This window comes from Chryseobacterium luquanense (genome assembly GCF_026460945.1).
Classification (GTDB): Bacteria; Bacteroidota; Bacteroidia; order Flavobacteriales; family Weeksellaceae; genus Chryseobacterium; species Chryseobacterium luquanense.
Genome location: NZ_JAOVZV010000018.1, coordinates 15068 through 39188, shown reverse-complemented (window position 1 = coordinate 39188; position 24121 = coordinate 15068). Strand labels below are relative to the sequence as shown.

Here is a 24121-nt window from a genome sequence, read left to right as displayed (position 1 = left end):
ATTTAATTTTGATTTACATTATAACGTTCAAAACTCTGCCAATATTTGTCTTTATAAATTTCGAGTGTCATTTTATATTCAGGATAATTTTTTATTAGGTTTTGTAAAACTTTTGATGGCTTCCTAAAGTCTTTGCTCGCAAAATAAACTTCTCTGGTATTATCTGCACTTTCTCTCCCGATGTAAACAGTTCCGCCATCATTCTTAAAATTTTGATAAGCTTCATCTTCTATACTGTCTAGTTTTTCGTACTCTTTGCTTTCGGGAAGTCCACTGTTTTCGTTTCCATCATATTCAATTTTCAGAACAGAAATCCATGGATAAGAGGTTTTAGCATCATACTTTAGTGCAGTTGTATTCACCGTAGCAATCAATGGTGATCCGTTAGTCAAAACAGCTTCCAAAACTGTGTAAGCATCATCATCACCAATATCTTTGAGGTTTTTATATTTCTCAATAAATTCTCTTTCCCTCCATAATAAAAAATCTTTCAGCTTAGAAATGGGAACAAGTTCTTTCTCTGCATCATCTTTACCCACGATATTAAAGGTATCGATTTGAGTTGCAAAATTCAGTTCACCTAAAAAATTATCAAGAAAAATACATACACCCGTGACGCAATCGCTTTTGTTTTCTTCAGTTAAGCCTTCATACACAAATGTAATATCAATTTCATCAGGATAGCCATCAATTTCATTTGAATAAAAATAAATATTATCTTGAGAGAAATCTCTTTCACCCATTTTGATTCCGTGGTCGAGATTCATTTCAGGCTTAAGTGCCGTGAATTTCCACTGCGCAAGTTTTGGTGCTTCTGCAATAATCTCCTCTGCAAAAACAATATTTTTAATATCTCCGTCTGCAGTAATAATTAATTCGGCTATAGCATCTTCGCTCATTCCACAAAGAAAATAATAACCTTCATTAAGTTGTTTCAGTTTGGGTGAAAGTATCTCAAAAAAGTCGGTCTCTATATTTTTATGGTTTTTAATTACTTGAAAAAAATCTTTTTCTTTGGTTAAAAACCAATCCCAAAAATCTTTATAATTTTTAATTTCGTTTTCCTTATGCTCTTCTTTTTTACCAAAAACTTTATCGAAAATTCCCATCTTATTTTATTTTCTTTCCATCAATATAAACATTCTCCGCAATCAAACCTCCTTGATTGTAAAGAATATTCTGGAAATTATTGGTTGTATAAGTTACAAAATCTGCTTTCAAACCTTGTTCCAATTTTCCTCTGTCTTCTAAAGCTAATGCAAAAGCTGAACGGAAAGTAATTCCCGCTAAAACTTCTGCGGTTGTTAATTTTTCAAATGTTGCTAAAATAGAAGCTTGTGTAATCAAATTTCCCATTGGTGCAGAACCGGGATTCCAATCGCTTGCGATGGCTAAAATTGCTCCTGCATCTAATAATTTTCTTGCTGGAGTAAACTTTTCTCCCAATCCTAAACTAGCGCCTGGTAAAGCTGTTGCAACGGTATCTGATTTTGCTAAAAACTCAATATCTTCATCAATTGTTGCTTCTAAATGATCCGCAGATTTTGCACCAACTTCCACTGCGATTCTTGAACTTCCCGCTGTAAATTGATCCGCATGAACCGTAATTTCAAAACCTAGCTCTTTAGTTTTAAGTAAGAAACCTTTACTTTCTTCAGGTTGAAATGCCGATTTTTCAATAAAAATATCAACACGTTTTGCCAAGTTTTCTTCTTTTACTTTAGGTAAAATTTCGGTCAAAATATATTGTAAATATTCTTCATTGTTTCCTTCAAAATCTCGTGGTTTTAAGTGGGCTGAAAGACAAGTAGGAACTAATGTCGCTTTTGTTTGTTCCTGAGCTTTTTTAATGATCCGAAGCATTTTCAGTTCATTTTCAACATCTAAACCATACCCGCTTTTCACTTCAATCGTTGTAATTCCGAGAGAAATCAATAAATTTATTCTTTCCAATAAAGTTCTTAATAGTTCTTCTTCTGAAGCATTTCTTGTATGTTGAACAGAACTCCAGATTCCTCCTCCACTTTCAGCGATTTCAAGATAGGTTTTCCCTGCATTTCGCATCGCAAAATCGTTCGCCCGATTTCCACCAAAACAAATGTGGGTATGAGAATCTACAAAAGCAGGAAGAACGATTTGTTCGCCTTCAATCGCTTCGATTTCAATATATTGATTTTCTGATTTTAATACTTCAAAATTTCCAACTTTCTGAATTTTTTCATTCTGAATTAAAATTCCGCCATCAACAATAATTTCAAGTTGTTCGTCAAAAAGTTTTCCTCTTAAAGGAAGATTGGCAAGTGTTACGACCTGCTTGAAAGGACCAATTAGTTTCATTAAATAAGGGTTGAGGTTAAGGTTGAGGCTAAAAACCTCAACTCTAAAATTTTCTCTCTCAAAAATACTCAAAATATCTGTTGTATTCAAATCCTGAATTTTTCGTCAATCCCAGTCTCTGCCTAAACCTAAAATTGCTATCTTTACGGTAAATGAAACTGAATTAATGCCTGATTTTTTACATCCAGATAAAGACAATTACTCCAATGAAGAGCTCATGCAGGAAGAGCAGATTCGACCGCAGAGCTTTAAAGATTTCGCAGGACAAAGAAAAACTTTAGAAAATCTTGAAGTTTTCGTCACTGCTGCCAAAAAGCGTGGCGGTGCACTCGACCATGTACTTTTACACGGTCCTCCAGGTTTGGGAAAGACAACTTTAGCCAATATTATCGCCAATGAACTTGGAGTAGGTTGTAAAATTACTTCCGGCCCAGTTTTAGACAAACCGGGAAGTTTAGCCGGTTTACTTACTAATCTTGAGGAAAACGATGTGCTTTTTATTGATGAAATTCACCGTCTTTCTCCCGTAGTTGAAGAATATCTTTATTCGGCAATGGAAGATTATAAAATCGATATTATGCTGGAAAGCGGTCCGAATGCGAGAAGTGTTCAGATTGGGTTGAATCCTTTTACATTGGTTGGAGCAACAACCCGAAGCGGAATGCTAACAAAACCAATGCTGGCAAGATTCGGTATTCAAAGCAGATTGGAATATTATACAATTGAACTTTTATCAATGATTATTATCCGAAGTTCAAGAGTTTTGGGTGTAAAAATTTATGAAGATGCAGCGATTGAAATTGCAAGAAGAAGCCGTGGAACACCGAGAATTGCGAATGCACTTTTAAGAAGAGTTCGCGATTTTGCTGAGATTAAAGGAAACGGAGAAATTGAAATTGAGATTACAAAATATGCTTTAAATTCATTAAATGTAGACGAATTTGGTTTGGATGAAATGGATAATAAGATCATGCGTGTAATGATTGAAAACTTTAAAGGGAAACCTGTCGGCATTTCAGCTTTGGCAACTTCCATCGCTGAAAACCCTGAAACTTTAGAGGAAGTTTATGAACCGTTTTTGATTCAGGAAGGATTTATTATCAGAACTCCGAGAGGAAGAGAGGTGACGGATAAAGCCTATAAACATTTGAATATTTCGAGACCGAAAAATCCGGGAGAATTATTTTAGTGCAGTGCTTAAAGCACTACTTAAAATTTAAATAAGAAAATAAAAACATAATATATATGAAATTATATCCAATACAATGTGGAAAATTTAAGCTCGATGGCGGAGCAATGTTCGGAGTCGTCCCAAAGAGTTTGTGGGAGAAGACCAATCCTGCAGACGAGAGAAATCTAATCGAACTGGGAACACGCTCTCTTCTTGTGGAGGACGGCAAAAAATTAATTTTAATTGATTGCGGTCTTGGAAACAAACAGGATGATAAATTTTTCGGTCATTATTCGCTTTGGGGAGATGATAATTTAGATAAAAATCTAAAAAAATATGGTTTCGTAAAAGAAGATATTACCGATGTTTTCTTAACTCATCTTCACTTTGATCATTGCGGTGGCGCTATTGAATGGAATGATGATAAATCCGGATACAGACCTGCTTTTAAAAATGCACAATTTTGGACGAATGAAAATCACTGGCACTGGGCAACTGAGCCTAATGCAAGAGAAAAAGCAAGCTTTTTAAAGGAAAATATTCTTCCTATTCAGGAAAGCGGACAATTGAACTTTTTACCACTTCCTGCAAATGGAAATTATGGATTTGCTCCGGACCTGAAGATGGATGTGATTTTTGTTGATGGACATACGGAAAAGCAAATGCTTCCTGTCATTCAATATCAGGAAAAAACGATTGTTTTTGCGGCAGATTTAATTCCTACCTCTGGTCATATTCCGCAGGTTTATGTAATGGGATACGATACAAGACCTTTGTTGACAATTGAAGAAAAAGCTAAGTTTTTAAAACAGTGCGTAGAAAATGATTATCTCTTATTTTTTGAACATGATGCGCATCACGAATTGGCAAGTTTAAAAATGACAGAAAAAGGAGTTCGCTTGGATGAGACTTTTAGTTTTAATGATGTTTTTGGATATTAATTGAATTATGGAAGAATTACATTCAGAAGCTAAAAAAGCAGAACCCGATCCCTTATCGACATCCAAAATAATTGGTTTGACCGGTGGAATCGGCTCCGGTAAAACTACCGTTGCAAAATTTATTGAAGACTGTGGATTTCCAGTTTATTATTCAGATGATCGAGCAAAGGAAATTGTGAATGACAACGACGATTTAAAACTAAAAATCACGGAACTTTTAGGAAATGAAGCATATGATCAAAATGGGCTTTATAACAGGAAATTTGTTTCTGAGAAAGTTTTTAATGATAAAGAATTACTTCAAAAATTAAATGAAATTATTCATCCTGCAGTTCGGATTGATTTTGAAGATTGGGTGAAAAAGCAAAAGAAATATTTAGTTTTTAAAGAGACTGCTTTACTGTTTGAATTAAAACTACATCTGCAATGTTATCGTTCGATTTTAGTTACTGCGGAAGATAATATCAGAATTAAAAGAGTAATGGATCGCGACAGAAAAACGTACAGAGAAGTACAATCTGTTATGGAAAAGCAATTACCTGAAAAAGATAAAATCAAATTGGCAGATTGTGTTATTTACAACAATACCAATTTGGATGACTTAAAAGATCAAACTGAAAAAGTCATTTTTGATATAGAATAACAAAACTCCCGTTAATAATTTAGCGGGAGTTTTTGTTGATTAAATTAATTATTCAATTAGATTTAATACAAAAAAAATAAGCTCTCATTTCTGAGAGCTTATTCTATTAAAAAAATTTAATTATTCTTTAATGAATTTCTTCTGAGCTGTGCCCTGAACATCATCAATGTCGATCATATAGACACCGTTGATCAATCTGCTTACATCAATCTTATTGTTTAAGATTATTCCGCTTGAGATTAGCTGACCAGATGCACTATAAATCTTGTAATTAGCTTTTTTGCTGATATTCTTAACATTCAATGTTGATTTTACCGGGTTAGGATAAATCATTATGTCTGTTTGATTAAGAGCATTCGCTACAGGAAGTTTAGATATTCTTACTGTGTAATCTTCAACTTCACCGTTAGCAAAACTTGTACAGTTTACAGGAATAGCATCTTTAGACATTGCAACTCTCATGACAACATATTTATAATCCGTCATACTCACAAAAGCATCTGCCGGTACATTGAATGTAGCACTAGCTGTAGTACTTTCATTTGGACCATCAGCAAGGATTCTTTCATTTAAATCGAAAGTTCCGTTTCTGTTAAAGTCAATCCAAACTGCAACACCTCCTTTTACTCCTGAACCTAATTTTTTATCAACAACAATTTGGTTACCTGTTGATCCTTGAATCATTTCAATGAATTTCGTAGGTGTACCTGTATAATCAGAATATTGAGATCCTGCTGTTGTGTTAGCCATTTGAGGTTTTCCTGTAGGTGTTACGGTAACCTTTGAAATGAACTCACTAGCGAAATTTGTAGATCCCATCTGACAATACACTACAGTAGGTGTTGTAAAGTAATAGAGAGGAGTAAAGTTACCTGATGTACCAGTACAAACATTTGCTACCTGCATTTCATATTTTGTTAATTCTAATAATCCTGTAATAGTATAAGTATTAGTATTTACATTCACAGTCGTCCAACTTGGTATACCTACTTTTCTATATCTTAAAACATAGCTGTTAGTAGCACCTGCACCAGTATATGCATCCCAAATAACTTCCGCAGTTGTTGGTGTAAGTTGTGTAATCGTTAATCCTGGAGGTGGTATTTCACAAACTCTTATTGTTGTAAACACTTCCGGATTAGACCATGGATTTGCAACGCTAGCTCCAACACAAGTAGTACTTACTTGTACTTCATAATTTTCAAATGAATCTAAACCAGTAATGGTATAGCTATTTAATGGAGGTTGTGGAGTTCCAGGAGCTGGAGGTGATTGCCATCCTGCTACACCTGAACCAACTTTTCTCCATCTAATTGTATATACAGCACTTGCAACTAAAGGATTCCAAGTTACTACAGCAGAATTTGGAGTAATATTACTTATTGTAACAGTTGGCGGTGCCGGATCACATTTTGTAACAAACGGAATCGAAGGAGCTGTTCCTTCAGTACCATTACAAATTGCAACAACCTTTACTTCATAATTTGTAGCAGGTTGTAGACCTGTATTAATAGTATAACTTGTTGTTGGTGGTGCCAAAATTACTGATGAATTTGTCCAAGTTGCAGAAGTTAACTCTTTCCAATATACTCTATAGTTTAGGTTATCCGGAGAAGCTGTCCAGTTTACCACCGCTGAATTATGAGTAATTGTATTTACAGTAACATTTGTAGGTGCCACAGTAGAACATGGTTTAATGATAAATGTAAAATCTACATAGTTACCATAATTTGCAGCCCCACAAGGAGTAAGTGTACCTGACCACGATGTTGCAAATCTTGCTCTATACGATCCTGCAGGACGTCCTACAGAACTAATTGTTGTCGATCCATTTGGCACATATCCACCCGACCAATAAACTTCTTCACCACCTGGACCTGTACCAGGAGTGAATACCATATCGTTATTCCAATCTATCCAGATATAATAGTAGCTGCTTGTACTTCCACCATTCATGGTAACATCTACAGAATTTCCTGGCAATACAGAGAAACTAGTAGCAGAATTATTTACATAAGCACTATATGTAGTTGCTGCATAATTAAGATTAGTAAAACCATTTGTCGTTGTAATATTTTTCAGATAATATGTTGTCGAAGATGAGCCACCTGTAGGAACGCAATAATTTGTGTATATAGAAAGTGGTCCCGTCCAATCGCCAATATCCGTACTGCTACACCTTGCTCTAATCCAAATATAATAAGTTGTACTAGCTGCTAAACCATTTATTAATTGCGTAGGTCCTGTAACTCCAGTATATTGAGGAGTAACACCCGGTGCAGGAATAGCACTTGAAGTTGTATAATAAATATCATATCCACCAGCTGGTGCAGGTGTTGGTACTGTCCACTGTACAGTAGCACTTGATGTTGTAACATTTGCTACACTAAATCCTTGTGGATCTAGACAAGTAGGTGCGATTCTTAATTTAAAGTCATCAACACCCAAATACCACGGTGTGAAATTTGATGAAGTATTTACACCAAAATTATATGTTCCAGAAGTTGTTGGCGTATAATATACTTTATATTGAGTATAAGCACTTGTACCTTGTGTTGCAGTAATGTAAGCTCCTAAGTTAGTTGCTCCAGCAGTAGATTGCGAAGTATTCACCAAGACATTACCGGTGTATCCAATAAGACTAGTACCTGTTCCACCAGTATGATAGTAGAATGAAAATTCATAGTTAACTCCAGCAGTTAATGCAAAACCAGGAGTCCATAGTTGACTTGCATTGGTATTACCATATTGAATTCTTACATAGTTTGGTGTAGATCTAGGACCTGGAGATGTGGTAGAGAAAGCAGCATTTGAAGATGTCCACGCACTTGTTCCAGTTACATTTTTCCAACAAGGAGGCAAAATTCCCGCTCCTAAAGTAGTCATAGAATCGAAATTTTCTGTCCAAGGAAGAACAGATACAGGCACACATAAAGTCATAAACGACTGCATTGGTGTCCATGTACTTAAATCTGTAGAACTACATTTTGCTCTAACCCATACATAATATGTTGTTATAGGTGTTAAACCTGAGATAGTCGCAGTTGTTGTAGTACTCTGTACAGAATTGGTAGCATTTAATACTGTACCTGCTACAGGAGCAATACCTGTCGTATTGTAATAAACATCATAACCGTTTGCCGGTGCTGGTGTAGGAGCTGTCCAAGAAATATTTGCATTAGTTGCTGTTACATTCACCAAAGCAATATTATACGGAGCTAAACAAGAAGGTGCTGCCCCCTGAGTCATTACAACATTATCAAAATAGTAGTAGCTATCATTTGTACCTGAAGTAACATAAAATCTTACAAACAAATTACCTGCTAAAGGACTAAATGTTACAGTTCTTGTTACACATGTATTAGCGGTAACGTGATTTGTAGAGTTAACAGTATATGCAGTAACCCATGGTCCTCCTACGTTGTTTGAATATTGTACAGCTATTGTACCGATAGTTGCTGCAGGAGTTGCAACAGTTCCCGCCGACCAATCTGTTATTTTATAATCAAAGGACATTGTTACAAGACCTTGATTATTACCCGGAATGTTAGGAGACGTGAAATCTCCAGCATTTCCACTGTATCTGTTACCTCTAATTGTTCCGCCAGTAGTACCACAAATTTGACCTGCAGTAGCATTTCTAGTAAATACTGAAGAAGTACTAGTCCAGTTACTAAGGCCAGTTGCCGTCCAATCTTGCGAATAGTTTACCTGAGCACTTGTAAAAAAGGCCAGTATTAATGAAAAAAGTAGTAAAATCTTCTTCATATTATTAATTATTTAAATCTATTAAGATTTGAAAGTTATACATAAATAAATTAGGATTAATTATTTAAATCCATGAAACATTTATTGCTTCGAAAGATTATTGAGATTTGAAAAATAGAAAAATGTAAAGAATTTCTTCATAGGCTAAATTATTTTATATTAAATACAAATCTAATCATTTTTTGTTATTTCCAACAAATGATTAGATTTTTTTTTATTATTACTTCATTAAAAACGGCTTTATACTTACATAATAAAAAAATCCTCAAGTTTTACTTGAGGATTCATTAGTATATAAAAGAAATTATTATTTCTTAATAAATTTCACGCTTTCAGATACACCTTTATCATTAATTGTAATAATATATGTACCTCTCACCAATTCAGATACTTTAACTTGGTTGTTGTTAATTTCACCAGCTTTTACAATTTGTCCAACAGCATTATGAATTTCAAATTTAGCTTTGTTAGAAACTTTAGTTATATTTAAAACATCAGTAGCTGGGTTTGGATAAATAGCGAAGCTTTCAAGTTTAGTTTCACCTGTAGCTAAAACAGTAACATTTACAGCTCTTGTTTGAATATCAAAGAACGAGCTTCCTTGAAAAACAATATTTCCTGCAGAATCTTTCAAATTATAATATCCACCATATTCGTAAATTCCATCAGATTCAGAATCATTAATTGTAAAAGTATAACAGCCAGGAGTTAAATTCCAGTTTTGAGTATAAACTACTGGAAGAGTAGAAGTATCTGCAGTAGCAGCACCACTATAAACAATAGTCCCTGCGCTGTTTTTCAAATTCCAAGTAGTTTCAGAACCATAAATATCTCTTTGCAAATTAAATGCATAAGTACCTTGAACTGCTGGTACCGCACCAGACCCTACAAAATAAGTTGTTAAAGAACTGTTACTTGCTCTTTGGTCAGCTACACCATTTACAGTAGTAACTGTAATCGTCATATTACCAGAAGGCATTGTACCTGGAACTGACAAATCAATCAATGCGTAACGATTTGGTGCTAAACTTCCAGACCAAGTATAGCTCTGAGTATTAGTACCGACCCCATAAGTAATGACCGCTGAGGTCATTGTACTTGTTCCTCTGTTGTATAAAGAAATTTTAGTTGTAGAAGCAGCAGTTCCACTACATGTAGAATTTGCAGTTGTTGTACAATTTGTTTCTAATTTTACTTCTCCGTCATTTGCAAAAAGAGGGATTGCAATATCTGCCGTTGATGTTTTCAGCTCGAGTCTTCTTGGAGAATTGTTCATTACAGCAGTAATTCTGTCTTTTTGATTTACTGTAAAGATATTCATACAAGTATCGTTTGTATAGTCCATATAATTTTGAACCATCTCAAATACGCTTGCATTATCACAGCTTGCGATAAATTCATTACATGTATAATTTGCCGTATGTGCTGTAGGAGTATCTGCACAGTAATCTGTTCCACAAGTAGCATCGCCCCAAATATGTCTTAATCCTAAAAAGTGACCCACCTCATGAGTCATTGTTCTTCCTTTATCATAAGGAGCTCCCAAAATAAAAGTACCATCATCATAATCAGAACTTCCAAATGTAGAATAATTTGCTACTACACCATCAGTAGTTGCAAGACCACCACTTGTATTTAGACCTGCCAATCCTGAATTTGAAGGAAACTGTGCATATCCTAAGAGCGTAGAACTAGAACCTCCAAATTGAACACTCCACATATTCATATATCTGGTAGGATCCCAAATTGTTCTTGGTTTCACATAAGAATTAACTCCCGCTTGTGTCCAACTTGTATAACATAGATTAACTCTATCGATACCATTTGTAGGATTTCCGTTTGGATCTACTTTTGCCAAAGCAAATTGTATCATTATATCTGCACCTACAGGATTGGTATTGAATCCCGGAGTGCCAGATGCTTTCCTGTAATCATTATTCATTACAGTTATCTGAGATTGAACTTGAGTATCTGTAATATTTGGAGCCACGCCATAAGCCTGCCCCGCATGTATAACGTGTACAACTACCGGTATGGTAATAATCCCTCCGTTTTGAGATTTGTTTTGTTTTGCATTTTCAATTAAAGGATTAATCCATGCTTCAAATTGAGAATCTGTCATTCTATCAGGATACATTGCCTGCAGATATTTCTCATATCCTGTAGTAGCACAACGCATTACCCCATTCGCATCCTTAAGCTCATCCATTGTATAAGCTTTACCAAAAACCAATTTACTGTTTTCGAACTTCTGTGCACTGAAAGTTGCAGCAAAAACTATAGAAAACAGCAAAATTAATTTTGAAACTGTAAATTTCTTCATTTTAAAATTAATTTAAATCTTTGGCAAATATAATATAAATTACAATTACATTAATATTGTATTAATTTTATTTAAAAAAAAACATTACTTTGCCTACATTATAACAACGCATCTACATTTACCAATTATTGAAAAACAAATCATTATGAAATATTTTATCATAACAGCAACAATATCATTATTAACCATATTAAGTTGCAAATCAAAAGCTGTTTTTTCTGAAAAATCAATTTCCATGATTGAAAAAATCTCTTTATCCGAAAGAACCAGAGGCACAAACAGAGTTTTCACACTATCAAATGGAAAATTAGAGTCATCTATTAATGCAATTATTAATAATAAGGAAATTTCTCAAAATGACTGGTCTAAAACTACAGATTTCGCAGATAAAATAAAACTTGAAAAAATTTCAAAATTAGAAGCACCGTCTACCAAACGATATAGTGATGCTGCACTTGCTTCAATTATAACTATCACTAAAAATAACACCGAATATCAATCTTCAGCTTTTGATTCAGGAAATCCTCCTGTGGAATTGAAAAACCTTTATGATGAAATTCAGAAATTGATAGAAACGAAAAAGAGCAAGTAAAAACCTGCTCTTTTTTATTTTAAAATATCTGTTTAAAATTTATACGCTATATTCCAGGCAAAACCCATTGTAAATTTATTAGAGCTTTTTCCAAAACCCGGAACAATCATGGGTACCACTTCATCTTGCTTTCCGGCAACAACCAAATATCTCGGCTGCACACTCACATCGATGTAAAAATTAGATTCAAATAATTGTACTCTTCCACCTAAAGTTCCTTCCAGCCAAAATGAAGATTGCGAAGACGAAGGCATTGAAACGGATGAACTGTTTCCTGCATATCCTCTTACCGGAATTGCCATGTATTCCTGAGTATAAAATGCACCAGCAACTTTTCCGCCTCCATAAAATCCGTTAAAATCATTTTCACGATCTCTTGCCAACATATAAAAGGCACCGATTTTCACGAAAGGTCCGCTTGCTTCAGCATCGTATCCGTTATTTTGGTAAATATTTTTATCAAAACCAGCTTCGATGATTCCGTGAAAATTATCTTTAATTCTTGATGAAATAAATCCCTGAAACATTTGTCTGTCCGAAAAAAACGAAACTCCAGCATTCAAAACATCAACACCCACCATGAAATTGGGTTCGTATTTCCATTTTGGTTTCTCAGCTTCATCTTTTTCCTGTGCAGAAAAAATCAGCAAACCGAAAACACTAAAAATTAAAGAATAAATTAGTCTTGTCTTCATTTTCTATAAAATTTTGCCCCTGTTCTACACTTTTCAAAGAGTTTGGCGTTGATAATACCGAATTTACATTTTCGTAGTTTCTTTTTACACCACATCCTGGAGATACATATATTGACTTAGTTGTATAATTTACCCGAACTCTCGTAGAATCTTCCTGAGTTGTAGTTTTCACATAAAGGTCGGTAAAAGCAGAATCATCAACACGTAATGGAACAAATACAGAATCCACCGCAGTTTTCCAGCCCAAATCTATCATATTGGTACCAAGATCGGCATATACTCTGATAGAATCCACTTCTGCAATCTTATTTTGCTTTTTAAACATAATTTTTATTCTCGGCGTACCTTCACCGCTGTCGCAAATATCATCATCACCTCCACAGGAAATGATCGACGATAAAGCAAAAAAGAGTAGGATGAATTTTAAGTATTTCATAATTTATTTTGGGTCTAAAGCTTTCTCAATACGGAAAATCAAATCTTCATAATGATATTTATTAACCAAATCATTTGAAGCTGTTTTTGCAGAGAGATCTTTCTTGATTGTATTTAAATTTCCTCTTACGATTGCAGAAACATCAGATTTATCAGAATTTTTAGTATCAATTAATTTAATTAAAGTATCAACATAATTTCTCTGAAGATTTCTTCCGTAAATATCTACGTTGTCTTTTTTAATAATTGAATTATTCATATCCGAGAAAAACTCGACCAAAGAATATGAATTTTGATCAACCGCTTCTGATTCATACAAACTTTGAAGCACAAACGGACTTAAAACTCTACCTAAAACTACATTCTGAATTTCTTCCACAGTTTTTACCGGAGTTTTTCCTGTTTTCTCAAAAATATCTTTTTTCAATAACCATTGCGGTGTAGCGAAAACATTTTCATTTAAAAACTGCATCGCTTCTTTCTGATCTTTTTTCGCAACAACTTCGTAAACCGATCCCGATTGTTCTGTCGTTTTCGGAGTTTCCATTTGTCCGCCGATATACTTTGAAACGTGACCTAAATATCTTTTGAACTGCGTTGTTACCTGATCATACATCATATCTAGATTTTTATAATCTTCATTTGGAGTTTTCGTCCAGTCATTCAGATTATCAACAATTCTTTTTAGATTTTTAATTCCATAAGTACTTGCAATCATCGCATTATCACCAACCTGCTCACTTTGAGATCTTGGATCTAAAGGATTGGTTTCTGTTCCGAACCATAATCTTTCGTTTTTAAGATTTTTGATTACCCATTTATTAAGATATTCTTTTTCTGCATCAGGAGTTTTAAACTGATTAAATCTTTTATACCCCCACTCGATTGCCCAATCATCATAATCACCAATTCTTGGGAAAATCCCTGAATCTCCGATATTATCTTCCGGCTGTGCAACATAATTAAATCTTGCATAATCCATAATTGAAGGAGTGTGACCGTTTTTCTCCAACCACTTTTTGTCTCTAAGCTTTTCAACAGGAACCGTTGAGCTTGAACCATAGTTATGTCTTAATCCTAAAGTGTGTCCCACTTCATGCGAAGAAACAAAACGAATTAGCTCACCCATTAGTTTTTCGTCAAACTCCATTTTTCTGGCTCTTGGATCATTTGGGGAAGCCTGTACAAAATACCAGTTTCTCAGCAATAACATCACATTATGATACCAATTGATATGACTTTCTAAAATCTCACCCGTTCTTGGATCGGCAATGGAAGGTCCTGAAGCATTTGGCACATCTGAAGGTTTATAAACAATAGCAGAAAATCTTGCATCTTCTAAACTCCACTCTGTATCAACTTTTGGATCTGGTATTTTTGCAACAATTGCATTTTTGAATCCTGCTTTTTCAAAAGCTTTCTGCCAATCATTTACACCTTGCATTAAATAAGGAACCCATTTTTTTGGAGTTGCCGGATCAATATAAAATACAATCGGTTTTGCAGGTTCTACCAATTCACCTTTATTATATTTTTCCAAATCCTGTGGTTTTGGTTCAAGACGCCATCTTTTTACCAATGAAATTCTTTTTACACCTTGAGGATCTAAGTCAAAATCAGTATAACCCACTGTGAAATATCCAACTCTGGGATCAAAATATCTTGCCTGCATTTTGTTTTCAGGAAGAAGTACGAAAGAAGAATTGATTTCTACCGTATAATTTCCACTGATTTTTGGTGCAGGTCTTCCCGCAACAGCCGGAGTTACGGGCGTTCCTAATGTTCTTGCGAAAGTTTTAGTGGTATTGATTTCAATATTTGCAGGGAAAGATTTTACGAAATTTACAAACGACATATCTTTCTGGAAAGTCCCGACTCTGTAAGAATCTTTAGACCAAACCGAAAAAGATGTCAGTTCGTTATCAGAATTTAAAACATCTGTAACTTCAATTACTGATGAGTTTTTCTTGATTCCGTAAGCTTTTACATCAAAAGATTTAATGATAGACTGCACATTATTTCTCGTCACAGAATTATACATTTGCGACGTAGAATCTTTAGCATAATCTACATGAGAAATTGAACGCAATAAGATTTTATCTTTCGGACCTTTCTCAAAAGCGATCACTTGCTGACCAATTTGATCTCCCGCATAACCGGAAGTTCCGGAACGCATTCCTGCAGCTGCTTTTGTTAATCTTGTCACCAAAAGAAATTCCTTTTTCAACATAGAATCAGGGATTTCAAAATAATATTTGTCGTCAACTTTATGAACCGTAAAAACCCCCTGATCTGAAACCGCTTTATCGGTAATAATTTCCTTAAATGGTTTAATCAGACTTTTCTTTTTATCATCTTTTTTTACAGTGGCAGTATCTTTTTTTACCGCTGCAGCAGAATCTTTCTCTTTTTCCTGAGAAAATAAATTTTGCTGGCTGAAAAATAATGCACCAACTAAGAAAAAAGCTTTACCGTTCTTTATCATATTTATTAAACTTTTGATTTTTATCTTTTCAAATTTAATTAAATTATTTTTTAATCAATAACGCAATATTTTCGACATGATGCGTTTGCGGAAACATGTCAACCGGCAAAATTTTCACCAATGTATAATGATCTTTCATCAAAGCTAAATCTCTAGCCTGAGTTGCAGAATTACAGCTTACATAAACTACTTTTTCAGGAGCTAATTTCAGAATCTGCTCAACAACTTTTTGGTGCATTCCGTCTCTTGGTGGATCGGTAATTAAAACATCAGCTTTTGGATGATTCTCTAAAAACTCATCATTAAAGACGTTTTTCATATCACCACAATAGAAAGTCGTGTTGGTTAAACCGTTTAATTCAGCGTGCTCGATTGCTGCGTCGATTGCTTCCTGTACAGATTCAATACCGATTACATGTTTTGCATTTCTTGCAACATACTGAGCAATCGTTCCTGTTCCTGTATATAAATCATAAACTACTTCATCACCTTTCAAATCAGCAAATTCGAGAGTTTTTCTGTATAATTCTAAAGCCTGTTTATAATTAGTCTGGAAGAAAGATTTCGGACCGATTTTAAATTTCAAACCGTCCATTTCTTCCATTAAAAATCCTTCTCCGAAATAAACATTTACATTTAAGTCATAGATAGAATCATTTTGCTTTGGATTAATTGCATAAACCAAAGTTTTTATTTGTGGGAATTGCTCCAACAAAAAGTCAAAAAGCTGAGTGCGGTTTTCTTTTTCTTCTCTGTAAAGCTGGAATAAAACCATCCATTCTCCTTTAGAGTTTTGTCTCATCATCAGAGTTCTCAGGAAACCTTTCTGCTCTTTCACATCAAAAAAGTCTAATCCTTTATTCTCAGCGAATTTTTTAACTGCCAAACGAATTGCATTTGAAGGATCTTCCTGAAGGAAACATTCTTTTAAATCTAAAATCTTGCTCCACATTCCCGGAATATGAAAACCAAGAGCATCTCTGCTTCCAAAATTTTCTTCAGAACTTATTTCATATTGAGAAAGCCATCTTGCATTGGAGAAAGAAAATTCCATTTTATTTCTGTAGAAATATTGTTCTTCTGCTCCTAAAATTGGAACAGTTTCAAAATCTTCAATTCCGCCAATTCTTTTAATATTGTTATAAACTTCTTCCTGTTTAAAATCAAGTTGCTTTTCGTAGCTCATATTTTGCCATTTGCAACCGCCACAAGTTCCAAAATGAATACACTTCGGTTCAACTCTGAATGGAGATTTTTCAACAATCTCTTTTACTTCAGCCTCAAAATACTTTGACTTTGATTTTCTCACTCTTGCATTCACAACGTCTCCAGGAATAGCTCCTGAAATCAATACTGTTTTTCCTTCTTCAGTTTTTCCAATAGCTACACCTTTTGCACCTGCTGCAAAAAGTTTTATATTTTCAAGAATTACGTCTTTCTTCTTTCTCATAACAAATCACTGTGACGGAAAATAGCTTTCTACCCTAAATTCCATCTATTTTTTCTAATAATTTTTTTGAAACTTTTCAGTGTCAAATCTGTCTGCAAAAATACAATAAAAAAAACCTTATCCGAAGACAAGGTTTTCTTTATATTTTATTAAAGTTTTTATTTTTTTGCCTCTACAGGAGCCGGTGCTGTTTGCGGAGCTTGCTGTAATGCAGAAGGATCGATTTGCAATTGAGCTGCAGGATCAACTTTCGGAGCAGATAAACCGGTTTGTTTATCCAAAACTGTAATTAAATCCTGATCTCCAAGATTGTTGAAAGTTCTGCTTGCAACTTTTCCATTTTTATCTACAATTACAAAGCTTGGCAATTTGAAACCATACACTCCATATTTTTTGGCAACATCTGAGTTTAACCCTCCGTCACCATAAACATTTGTTCCTTGAATTCCTTTTAACAAAGCATTACTTGTTTTTGTAAACTGATCTTTGGTATCATCAACATTTACGAATACGAAATTCATTTTAGACTTATAGAAATTCACCACTTCTTTCAAAACAGGAACTGTTCCTTCAGCAATGTAAGGATTCCAAGATGCATAAAATACCATCATGTAAGGTTTTCCTTTATTCTCACTTAATTTGTAAGATGAACCGTCTTGTTTTACCAAAGAAGCTTCCGGAGCATCGTCACCAACTTTAAATCCGTTGATAGCGAACTGCATTTTTTTCAAATCAGCTTTAATTGTAGCGTCTTTGATATCTTCTTCGATAATTTTTTTGATCTTATCAGTTGTAGCAGCGGGAGTTTGTGGATGAATATCAGACTGAGCCATTACAAACGCCAATAGATAATCTTTTTCAGTTTGAGAAACTTCTTTTTGATCTTTTAAATATTCGCTGAATAATTCTGAAGTCGTAATATCCGTTTTACCCTGAGCTTTTCCTTGAGCAAATGTTTGGAAACCTGGACTCATTTTAGTTAAAAGATATTGTCTGTAAAACGGACTCATCTTTATCATTGAATCTTTATTTTCTTGAAGCTTAGTTTCGTAATCTGTGAAAACTTTACCTAATTTAAATGAAGGATTGTTTCCAGACATCTGCTTTTTAGTCATTTCATAATTTACCATTAAATTAAGAATTGCCACTTTAGCATCTGTTTTTTTCCATTCCACTACTTCTTTTCCAGGATTGAATTTTTTGATATTTTCTTCAATATTCTTATTGATATCAGCTTCAATTTTCTGCATTCCTTTCACATACTTCACTTCATCACCTGCAGCTAATTCCTGAATATTAAGAGTCTGACCGTAAGTCATCAAGAATTTCTGACAAGCTTGGAAGAAATCATTATCAGCTTTTCCATCACCCGTAACTACATATTCATTTGGGAATGTAGCAGAATTACCAGAAATATTTATAGACTGACCTCCTTTAAGGAAGATTAAGTTTTGTTTTCCTGCATAATTGATAACATACATCCCATTTTTTGGAGCTTCAAAGCTTCCTGAGAAATTTCCGTCTTTATCAACACCAATGTTTATCAAAGGTAATGTTGCAACACCTGAAGCTTCAGCAAAATCAATTCTCTCCAATGGAGAACCACCTGCAATTTTTCCTTTTACTTCAACTTTTTTTGAACAAGACATTACAAATATTGCAATGACAAACAACAAAAGATATTTTTTAATCATTTTTGTGGAATTATTTTTTTTGAAAGATTGAATCTTCGATTTCATTTTTGATTTTAAATAATTTAGCAAAAGTAAGTTTTTCAACTCAACTAGATATAATTTTTGAACTTATTTTATGAAACATTTAACTAAAAATCGCCTTCTTTGAAGAAGACGATTTTATTATTTATTTTAAAACAGATTATCCTCTGTCTGCATAAGCAGCCATGTATTCTCTGTTCATTCTTGCGATATTCTCAAGAGAAATTCCTTTAGGACATTCTACTTCACAAGCTCCTGTGTTTGAACAGTTACCAAATCCTTCTTCATCCATTGCTTTCACCATATTCAGAACTCTTCTCTTAGCCTCTACTCTACCTTGAGGTAAAAGTGCGTACTGAGAGACTTTTGCTCCTACGAACAACATTGCAGAACCGTTTTTACAAGTTGCAACACAAGCCCCACAACCTATACAAGCTGCAGCATCCATTGCTTTGTCTGCATCTTCTTTAGGAACCGGAATTGCGTTTGCATCAAGTGTATTTCCAGAAGTATTAACCGAGATAAATCCACCTGCAGCCATTACTCTGTCGAATGCACTTCTGTCTACCATTAAATCTTTGATTACAGGAAACGCAGCACTTCTCCAAGGTTCAATAACGATGGTTTCACCGTCTTTGAACATTCTCATGTGAAGCTGACACGTCGTAATTCCTGTATCCGGACCATGTGCTCTACCGTTGATGTATAGAGAACACATCCCGCAGATTCCTTCACGACAGTCGTGATCAAAAGCGATTGGCTCTTTTCCGTCGTTGATTAAGTTTTCGTTCAGAATATCTAACATCTCCAGGAAAGAAGAATCTGTAGAAACATCTGATATTTTGTAGGTCTCAAACTGACCTTTAGTTTTCGTATTTTTTTGTCTCCAAATTTTCAGCGTAAGATGAAGGCCTTTTTTTGCACTCATAATTTTATATTTATAGGTTGGAGATTATTTATAACTTCTCGCTTTAACTTCGATGTTTTCATAGACAAGATCTTCTTTATGCAGAACTTCATTTTTAATATCATCACCTTGATATTCCCAGGCTCCTACATATTTGAAGTTGACATCATCTCTTTCTGCTTCACCTTCCGGCGTAGCGTGATCTTCTCTGAAATGTCCTCCACAAGACTCGTTTCTGTGTAATGCATCGATAGCCATTAACTGTCCTAATTCGATAAAATCTGCAACTCTGAACGCTTTTTCAAGCTCTGTGTTCATCCCTTCAGATTCACCCATTACTTTTACATTTTGCCAGAAATCTTTTTTCACTTCGTCGATTTCTGCAATTGCTTCTCTTAAGCCTTCAGGAGTTCTTCCCATTCCAACCTTATTCCACATAATGTGTCCTAATTTTTTGTGGAAATGATCTACTGAATGTGTTCCTTTATTATTAACAAAGAAGTTTACTTTATCTTTAATTTCTTTTTCAGCCTGATCAAATTCAGCAGAATTTGTAGGAATTTCTCCCGTTCTGATGTCTGCAGAAAGATAATCTGCAATTGTGTAAGGAAGTACGAAATATCCGTCTGCCAAACCTTGCATCAATGCAGAAGCCCCTAGTCTGTTTGCTCCGTGATCCGAGAAGTTAGCTTCCCCAACAACGAAACATCCAGGAATTGTAGACTGTAAGTTATAATCAACCCAAACACCACCCATTGTATAGTGAACAGCAGGATAAATCTTCATCGGAGTTTTGTAAGGATCATCGGCAGTAATCTTTTCGTACATTACGAATAAGTTACCATACTTTTCTTCGATCCAAGCTTTTCCTAAATCGTAGATTTGCTGTTCTGTAGGATTATGAATATGCTTTTCAATAGCAGCTTCTTTACCTTTTTTCATGATTTCTGTAGAGAAATCCAGATAAACACCTTCTTTAGTATCGTTATTTTCGATTCCGTAACCTGCATCACATCTTTCTTTACCTGCTCTAGACGCAACGTCACGAGGAACAAGGTTACCAAATGCAGGATATCTTCTTTCAAGATAGTAATCTCTATCTTCTTCTTTAATATTTTCAGGTCTAAGCTTACCTTCTCTGATCGCTACTGAATCATCAATATTTTTAGGAACCCAGATTCTTCCAGAGTTTCTTAGTGATTCAGACATCAAAGTCAATTTAGACTGCTGCGTACCGTGAACCGGAATACAAGTTGGGTGAATCTGCACATAACAAGGGTTTGCAAAATATGCTCCTTTTTTGTGAATTTTCCAAGCTGCAGAAACGTTTGATCCCATTGCATTAGTAGAAAGGAAATATACGTTTCCGTAACCACCTGAAGCAATAACCACTGCGTGAGCTGAGTGTCTTTCGATTTCACCTGTTACCAGGTTTCTTGCGATAATCCCTCTTGCTTTTCCGTCTACGATTACTAATTCAAGCATTTCGTGACGGTTATACATTTTCACTCTTCCTTTTCCGATTTGACGGCTTAATGAAGAATATGCACCTAATAATAACTGCTGACCAGTTTGTCCTTTTGCGTAGAAAGTTCTTTTAACCTGAACTCCACCAAATGAACGGTTATCTAATTGTCCGCCGTAATCTCTTCCGAAAGGAACTCCCTGAGAAACACATTGATCGATAATATTTGCAGAAACTTCAGCTAATCTATAGACGTTTGCCTCTCTTGCTCTATAATCTCCACCTTTAATCGTGTCATAAAATAATCTGTAAGTTGAGTCACCGTCTCCTTGATAATTTTTAGCTGCATTAATACCTCCTTGAGCCGCAATCGAGTGCGCTCTTCTTGGAGAATCCTGATAGCAGAATGCTTTTACATTATACCCTTGCTCAGCTAAAGTAGCTGCAGCAGAACCACCTGCCAAACCAGTACCAACAACAATAATATCAATTTTATCTCTGTTGTTTGGTGCAACAAGGTTCATATGGTCTTTATGATTTTTCCACTTATCCTTAAGAGGACCAGCAGGAATTTTTGAATCTAATTTACTCATATTAGTATATTGAAATTATTGAGTTACGTAATGAAAAACTGCGATGATAATAAATCCAAGCGGAACGATTACTGAAAACCAAAACCCAACAGCTTTAATTACCGGTGTGTATTTTGGGTGTCTCGCTCCAACAGATTGGAATGAAGACTGGAATCCGTGAGCCAAATGCAGTCCTAAAAGAACAAATGAAATTACATAAAGCACCACTCTCCATATATCATGAAATTTATGATGAAGCTCATCCCAGTATCTTGTTTCGTCAGGAGTATTAGCCTGAATAAATTTATAATCCAATTCCGGAAACCAGAAATCATAAAAGTGTAGTGCAAAAAATGCTAAAATTACAGCACCTGAAATAATCATATTTCTCGATACCCAAGTAGAATTTGCCGAACCGTTGTTGTTGGCATACTTTATCGGACGTGCTTTGTTGTTTTTGATTTCAAGGATGAATCCCATAATAAAATGGAAAAGAATCCCGATGGTAAGCACAGGCTGCAAAGCGTACTGAACCAAAGGATTGTAACCCATAAAATGAGCAACTTCATTGTAAACATCAACGCTGAAAATCGATGTGATGTTTGACGACACGTGTATCACCAAGAAACTCAGCAGAAACATTGCCGAAAGTGCCATTGCATACTTCCTACCTATAGTAGAACTTGTTAAACCTGCCATAATTAGCTTTTAATTTGAATTTCCACAAAATTAGGAAATGTTAACAATACTAAAAAGTGAGAAATCTCACTATTAGACAGTTTGTAATGTTTCTAAATAAGATTTGTAACGATATTTAATTCAAGAAAAACCTGTAAAATTTGAGATTACTTTAATTGATAAATTTGATTATTAAATCTAACCATCCTTGCAGAAGTTGGAATATTTTTGATTTCCATATTTTTTATTCTTCGTGAAGATAGATAGGGATTAATAATATACTGTTGAATTTTACTTTTATCTTTTTCTGAATTCAACCAAAATTCTACCTTACTTCCTTTTTTGATTGAAATAATAGTTTCTTTTTTATAATGATGAACCAGAACTTCATCTTTTCGATTTTCAATAAGATTAAATGAGATTCTAATCAAAGAGAATATTAAGATACTTAAAACGATGTTTGAAATACTTCTGAAATTAAATTTTTCAAGCATAAATCTCAAGAAATAGACAATTCCAAATAAAGCAAAAACCTCAGCTAAATTTAACGGAATATTTTCAAAGAAAACAGTATCAAAACCAGCAAACCAATGAATTATTTTCAATAAAATTTGAATGATAAAATCATAAATCAAATTAACAATTTCAAAATCTAAATTAAATCCAATTAATGCAGTCATTAAGAAAGAAAAAACAATAATCAATTCTGAAAATGGTACGATAAAAAAGTTTGCTAAGATTGAAATCAAAGAAAACTGATGAAAATAATATAAAACCAAAGGCAAAGTTGCCAATTGCGCTGCGATTGAAATCGAAATTGTATTGTAAATAAGCTTTTTAAAATAATTATCCTGTCTTGGAAGATATTTTAAAATGGGTTGATTCAGCCAATAAATCCCCAAAACTGCGAGAAAACTTAATTGAAAACCAACATCAAAAATCTGCTGCGTATCAATCATTAAAATAATAAATGCAGAAAGCGCCATAGAATGAAGCAAATCTGGTTTTCTTTGAAGCAAAACATAAATAAAATACACAGAAATCATTATACACGAACGCACAACAGAATTTCCAAATCCGATGAAGACAGCAAAAATCCAGATAAAAATTAAACTGATGATGATTGCATATTTTTTAAATTTAACAGATGAAAACCTCATCATCAAAAAATAAAACATTCCAAAAATTACGACGATATGCGTTCCCGAAATAGCTAAAAAATGCACTAAACCAGAACGATTAAAATCCTGAACAGTTTCAGAATCAATTTCTGTGCGGTCAGCGAGAATAATTCCTTTTAGAAATTCACGACTGCGAAAATTCATTTTAGAATCGTCGATTTCCTGTAAAGTTTCTAAACGTTTTTGTTTGATTTTTTCAGAAAAACTTACATCATTTCTTGTTGCAGAAGAAATTTCTCCGTTGATAAAACATTGGTAATAAATATTCTTTCGCTGTAAATATTTAGAATAATCAAACTGGAAATCATACTCGGGAGATTTGGGTTGAACAACATAAGCTTTTGCTTTGTAATAATAATTAAAATCTAATTCTTTCTGGTCTTTTTCAACACTTACGATTGCGTCGAAAGATTGATTTCCAACCTCAGCAAAAATCTCATACTTTTTATATTTTTCGTTTGAGTTTAATTTTTTTGAAACTTTAAAAATTATGGTTTCATTGGTTTTTAAATTAAATTTTCCATCATTCAACTGATTATAAAAATGAAATGAAATTCCTAATCCGAAAAATAAACTAACGAGAAAAACATTTCTAAGCTTAAATACAATCTGATTTTTCAGAGAAAGTAACCCCAAAAAGAGAAAAGAAAACAGTAAAATGATTAGAATTGAATTCTGCTCCAAAGAAAATTTATCCTGAAAGAAAATTCCTAGGATAAAAGAAATGACAAGAATCAAGAGAGGTTGTCTGTCCAAAATCATT

17 protein-coding genes are annotated in these 24121 nt (G+C 34.2%); 4 read left to right on the top strand and 13 right to left on the bottom strand.

Annotated features, from left to right (window positions below; all coding sequences use genetic code 11):
- Positions 1–2: 2 nt before the first annotated feature.
- A complete protein-coding gene (locus OEA66_RS15640) occupies positions 3–1109 on the bottom strand; it encodes a DUF695 domain-containing protein (protein ID WP_267282268.1) in 1107 nt (368 codons plus the stop codon).
- 1 nt (position 1110) lies between these two features.
- Positions 1111–2337, bottom strand: a complete 1227-nt coding sequence (gene hutI, locus OEA66_RS15635; protein WP_267282357.1) for an imidazolonepropionase — start codon at positions 2335–2337, stop codon at positions 1111–1113.
- A 166-nt stretch (positions 2338–2503) separates the two neighbouring features.
- Here hutI and ruvB point away from each other — a divergent pair, with 166 nt between their 5' ends.
- The 3 genes from ruvB to coaE are packed head-to-tail and all read left to right on the top strand — an operon-like array spanning position 2504 to position 5092.
- On the top strand, positions 2504–3526 hold the full coding sequence (ruvB, locus tag OEA66_RS15630) for a Holliday junction branch migration DNA helicase RuvB (RefSeq protein ID WP_267282267.1): 1023 nt from the start codon (positions 2504–2506) through the stop codon (positions 3524–3526).
- Positions 3527–3582: 56 nt separating this feature from the next.
- Positions 3583–4449, top strand: a complete 867-nt coding sequence (locus OEA66_RS15625; RefSeq protein WP_267282266.1) for an MBL fold metallo-hydrolase — start codon at positions 3583–3585, stop codon at positions 4447–4449.
- Positions 4450–4456: 7 nt separating this feature from the next.
- The gene (gene coaE / locus OEA66_RS15620; protein ID WP_267282265.1) at positions 4457–5092 is read left to right on the top strand and encodes a dephospho-CoA kinase; all 636 of its coding nucleotides are present in this window, start codon (positions 4457–4459) and stop codon (positions 5090–5092) included.
- Positions 5093–5212: 120 nt separating this feature from the next.
- Here the strand turns inward: coaE and OEA66_RS15615 are convergent, their stop codons facing one another.
- Both OEA66_RS15615 and OEA66_RS15610 read right to left on the bottom strand, forming a co-directional pair.
- Positions 5213–8860, bottom strand: a complete 3648-nt coding sequence (locus tag OEA66_RS15615; RefSeq protein ID WP_267282264.1) for a fibronectin type III domain-containing protein — start codon at positions 8858–8860, stop codon at positions 5213–5215.
- A gap of 307 nt (positions 8861–9167) precedes the next feature.
- Positions 9168–11183: a M43 family zinc metalloprotease gene (locus tag OEA66_RS15610; RefSeq protein WP_267282263.1), complete on the bottom strand. Its 2016-nt coding sequence runs from the start codon at positions 11181–11183 to the stop codon at positions 9168–9170.
- A 145-nt stretch (positions 11184–11328) separates the two neighbouring features.
- On the opposite strand from OEA66_RS15610, the gene OEA66_RS15605 reads away from it, so the two are divergent.
- Positions 11329–11775, top strand: a complete 447-nt coding sequence (locus OEA66_RS15605) for a hypothetical protein (RefSeq protein ID WP_267282262.1) — start codon at positions 11329–11331, stop codon at positions 11773–11775.
- A 32-nt stretch (positions 11776–11807) separates the two neighbouring features.
- Here OEA66_RS15605 and OEA66_RS15600 read toward each other — a convergent pair whose 3' ends face one another.
- The 9 genes from OEA66_RS15600 to OEA66_RS15560 all read right to left on the bottom strand — a co-directional run bounded on the left by OEA66_RS15600 (position 11808) and on the right by OEA66_RS15560 (position 24120).
- A complete protein-coding gene (locus OEA66_RS15600) occupies positions 11808–12470 on the bottom strand; it encodes a DUF6048 family protein (RefSeq protein ID WP_267282261.1) in 663 nt (220 codons plus the stop codon).
- Complete coding sequence (locus OEA66_RS15595; protein WP_267282260.1) at positions 12436–12906, bottom strand: DUF6452 family protein; 471 nt, start codon at positions 12904–12906, stop codon at positions 12436–12438. The genes OEA66_RS15600 and OEA66_RS15595 overlap by 35 nt, the downstream gene beginning before the upstream one ends.
- A 3-nt stretch (positions 12907–12909) precedes the next feature.
- Positions 12910–15390 carry a zinc-dependent metalloprotease gene (locus OEA66_RS15590; RefSeq protein ID WP_267282259.1) on the bottom strand — a complete coding sequence of 827 codons (2481 nt, stop codon included), beginning with the start codon at positions 15388–15390 and terminating at the stop codon, positions 12910–12912.
- A gap of 43 nt (positions 15391–15433) precedes the next feature.
- Positions 15434–16840: a 23S rRNA (uracil(1939)-C(5))-methyltransferase RlmD gene (gene rlmD, locus OEA66_RS15585; protein WP_267282258.1), complete on the bottom strand. Its 1407-nt coding sequence runs from the start codon at positions 16838–16840 to the stop codon at positions 15434–15436.
- Between the two features lie 158 nt (positions 16841–16998).
- The gene (locus tag OEA66_RS15580) at positions 16999–18534 is read right to left on the bottom strand and encodes a TlpA family protein disulfide reductase (protein WP_267282257.1); all 1536 of its coding nucleotides are present in this window, start codon (positions 18532–18534) and stop codon (positions 16999–17001) included.
- Positions 18535–18715: 181 nt separating this feature from the next.
- On the bottom strand, positions 18716–19483 hold the full coding sequence (locus OEA66_RS15575) for a succinate dehydrogenase/fumarate reductase iron-sulfur subunit (protein WP_267282256.1): 768 nt from the start codon (positions 19481–19483) through the stop codon (positions 18716–18718).
- A gap of 24 nt (positions 19484–19507) precedes the next feature.
- Complete coding sequence (locus OEA66_RS15570; RefSeq protein WP_267282255.1) at positions 19508–21520, bottom strand: fumarate reductase/succinate dehydrogenase flavoprotein subunit; 2013 nt, start codon at positions 21518–21520, stop codon at positions 19508–19510.
- 15 nt (positions 21521–21535) lie between these two features.
- The gene (locus tag OEA66_RS15565) at positions 21536–22198 is read right to left on the bottom strand and encodes a succinate dehydrogenase cytochrome b subunit (RefSeq protein ID WP_267282254.1); all 663 of its coding nucleotides are present in this window, start codon (positions 22196–22198) and stop codon (positions 21536–21538) included.
- Positions 22199–22344: 146 nt separating this feature from the next.
- Positions 22345–24120: a ComEC/Rec2 family competence protein gene (locus OEA66_RS15560; RefSeq protein WP_267282253.1), complete on the bottom strand. Its 1776-nt coding sequence runs from the start codon at positions 24118–24120 to the stop codon at positions 22345–22347.
- Position 24121 lies beyond the last annotated feature (1 nt).

Excerpts from the sequence above, each read along its gene's own strand:
- OEA66_RS15640 (WP_267282268.1), bottom strand. The coding sequence starts at position 1,109 with ATGGGAATTTTCGATAAAGTTTTTGGTAAAAAAGAAGAGCATAAGGAA.
- OEA66_RS15605 (WP_267282262.1), top strand. The coding sequence starts at position 11,329 with ATGAAATATTTTATCATAACAGCAACAATATCATTATTAACCATATTA.
- OEA66_RS15610 (WP_267282263.1), bottom strand. The coding sequence starts at position 11,183 with ATGAAGAAATTTACAGTTTCAAAATTAATTTTGCTGTTTTCTATAGTT.
- OEA66_RS15615 (WP_267282264.1), bottom strand. The coding sequence starts at position 8,860 with ATGAAGAAGATTTTACTACTTTTTTCATTAATACTGGCCTTTTTTACA.
- OEA66_RS15595 (WP_267282260.1), bottom strand. The coding sequence starts at position 12,906 with ATGAAATACTTAAAATTCATCCTACTCTTTTTTGCTTTATCGTCGATC.
- coaE (WP_267282265.1), top strand. The coding sequence starts at position 4,457 with ATGGAAGAATTACATTCAGAAGCTAAAAAAGCAGAACCCGATCCCTTA.
- hutI (WP_267282357.1), bottom strand. The coding sequence starts at position 2,337 with ATGAAACTAATTGGTCCTTTCAAGCAGGTCGTAACACTTGCCAATCTT.
- OEA66_RS15575 (WP_267282256.1), bottom strand. The coding sequence starts at position 19,483 with ATGAGTGCAAAAAAAGGCCTTCATCTTACGCTGAAAATTTGGAGACAA.
- OEA66_RS15590 (WP_267282259.1), bottom strand. The coding sequence starts at position 15,390 with ATGATAAAGAACGGTAAAGCTTTTTTCTTAGTTGGTGCATTATTTTTC.
- rlmD (WP_267282258.1), bottom strand. The coding sequence starts at position 16,840 with ATGAGAAAGAAGAAAGACGTAATTCTTGAAAATATAAAACTTTTTGCA.
- OEA66_RS15625 (WP_267282266.1), top strand. The coding sequence starts at position 3,583 with ATGAAATTATATCCAATACAATGTGGAAAATTTAAGCTCGATGGCGGA.
- OEA66_RS15560 (WP_267282253.1), bottom strand. The coding sequence starts at position 24,120 with ATGATTTTGGACAGACAACCTCTCTTGATTCTTGTCATTTCTTTTATC.
- OEA66_RS15565 (WP_267282254.1), bottom strand. The coding sequence starts at position 22,198 with ATGGCAGGTTTAACAAGTTCTACTATAGGTAGGAAGTATGCAATGGCA.
- OEA66_RS15600 (WP_267282261.1), bottom strand. The coding sequence starts at position 12,470 with ATGAAGACAAGACTAATTTATTCTTTAATTTTTAGTGTTTTCGGTTTG.
- OEA66_RS15570 (WP_267282255.1), bottom strand. The coding sequence starts at position 21,520 with ATGAGTAAATTAGATTCAAAAATTCCTGCTGGTCCTCTTAAGGATAAG.
- OEA66_RS15580 (WP_267282257.1), bottom strand. The coding sequence starts at position 18,534 with ATGATTAAAAAATATCTTTTGTTGTTTGTCATTGCAATATTTGTAATG.
- ruvB (WP_267282267.1), top strand. The coding sequence starts at position 2,504 with ATGCCTGATTTTTTACATCCAGATAAAGACAATTACTCCAATGAAGAG.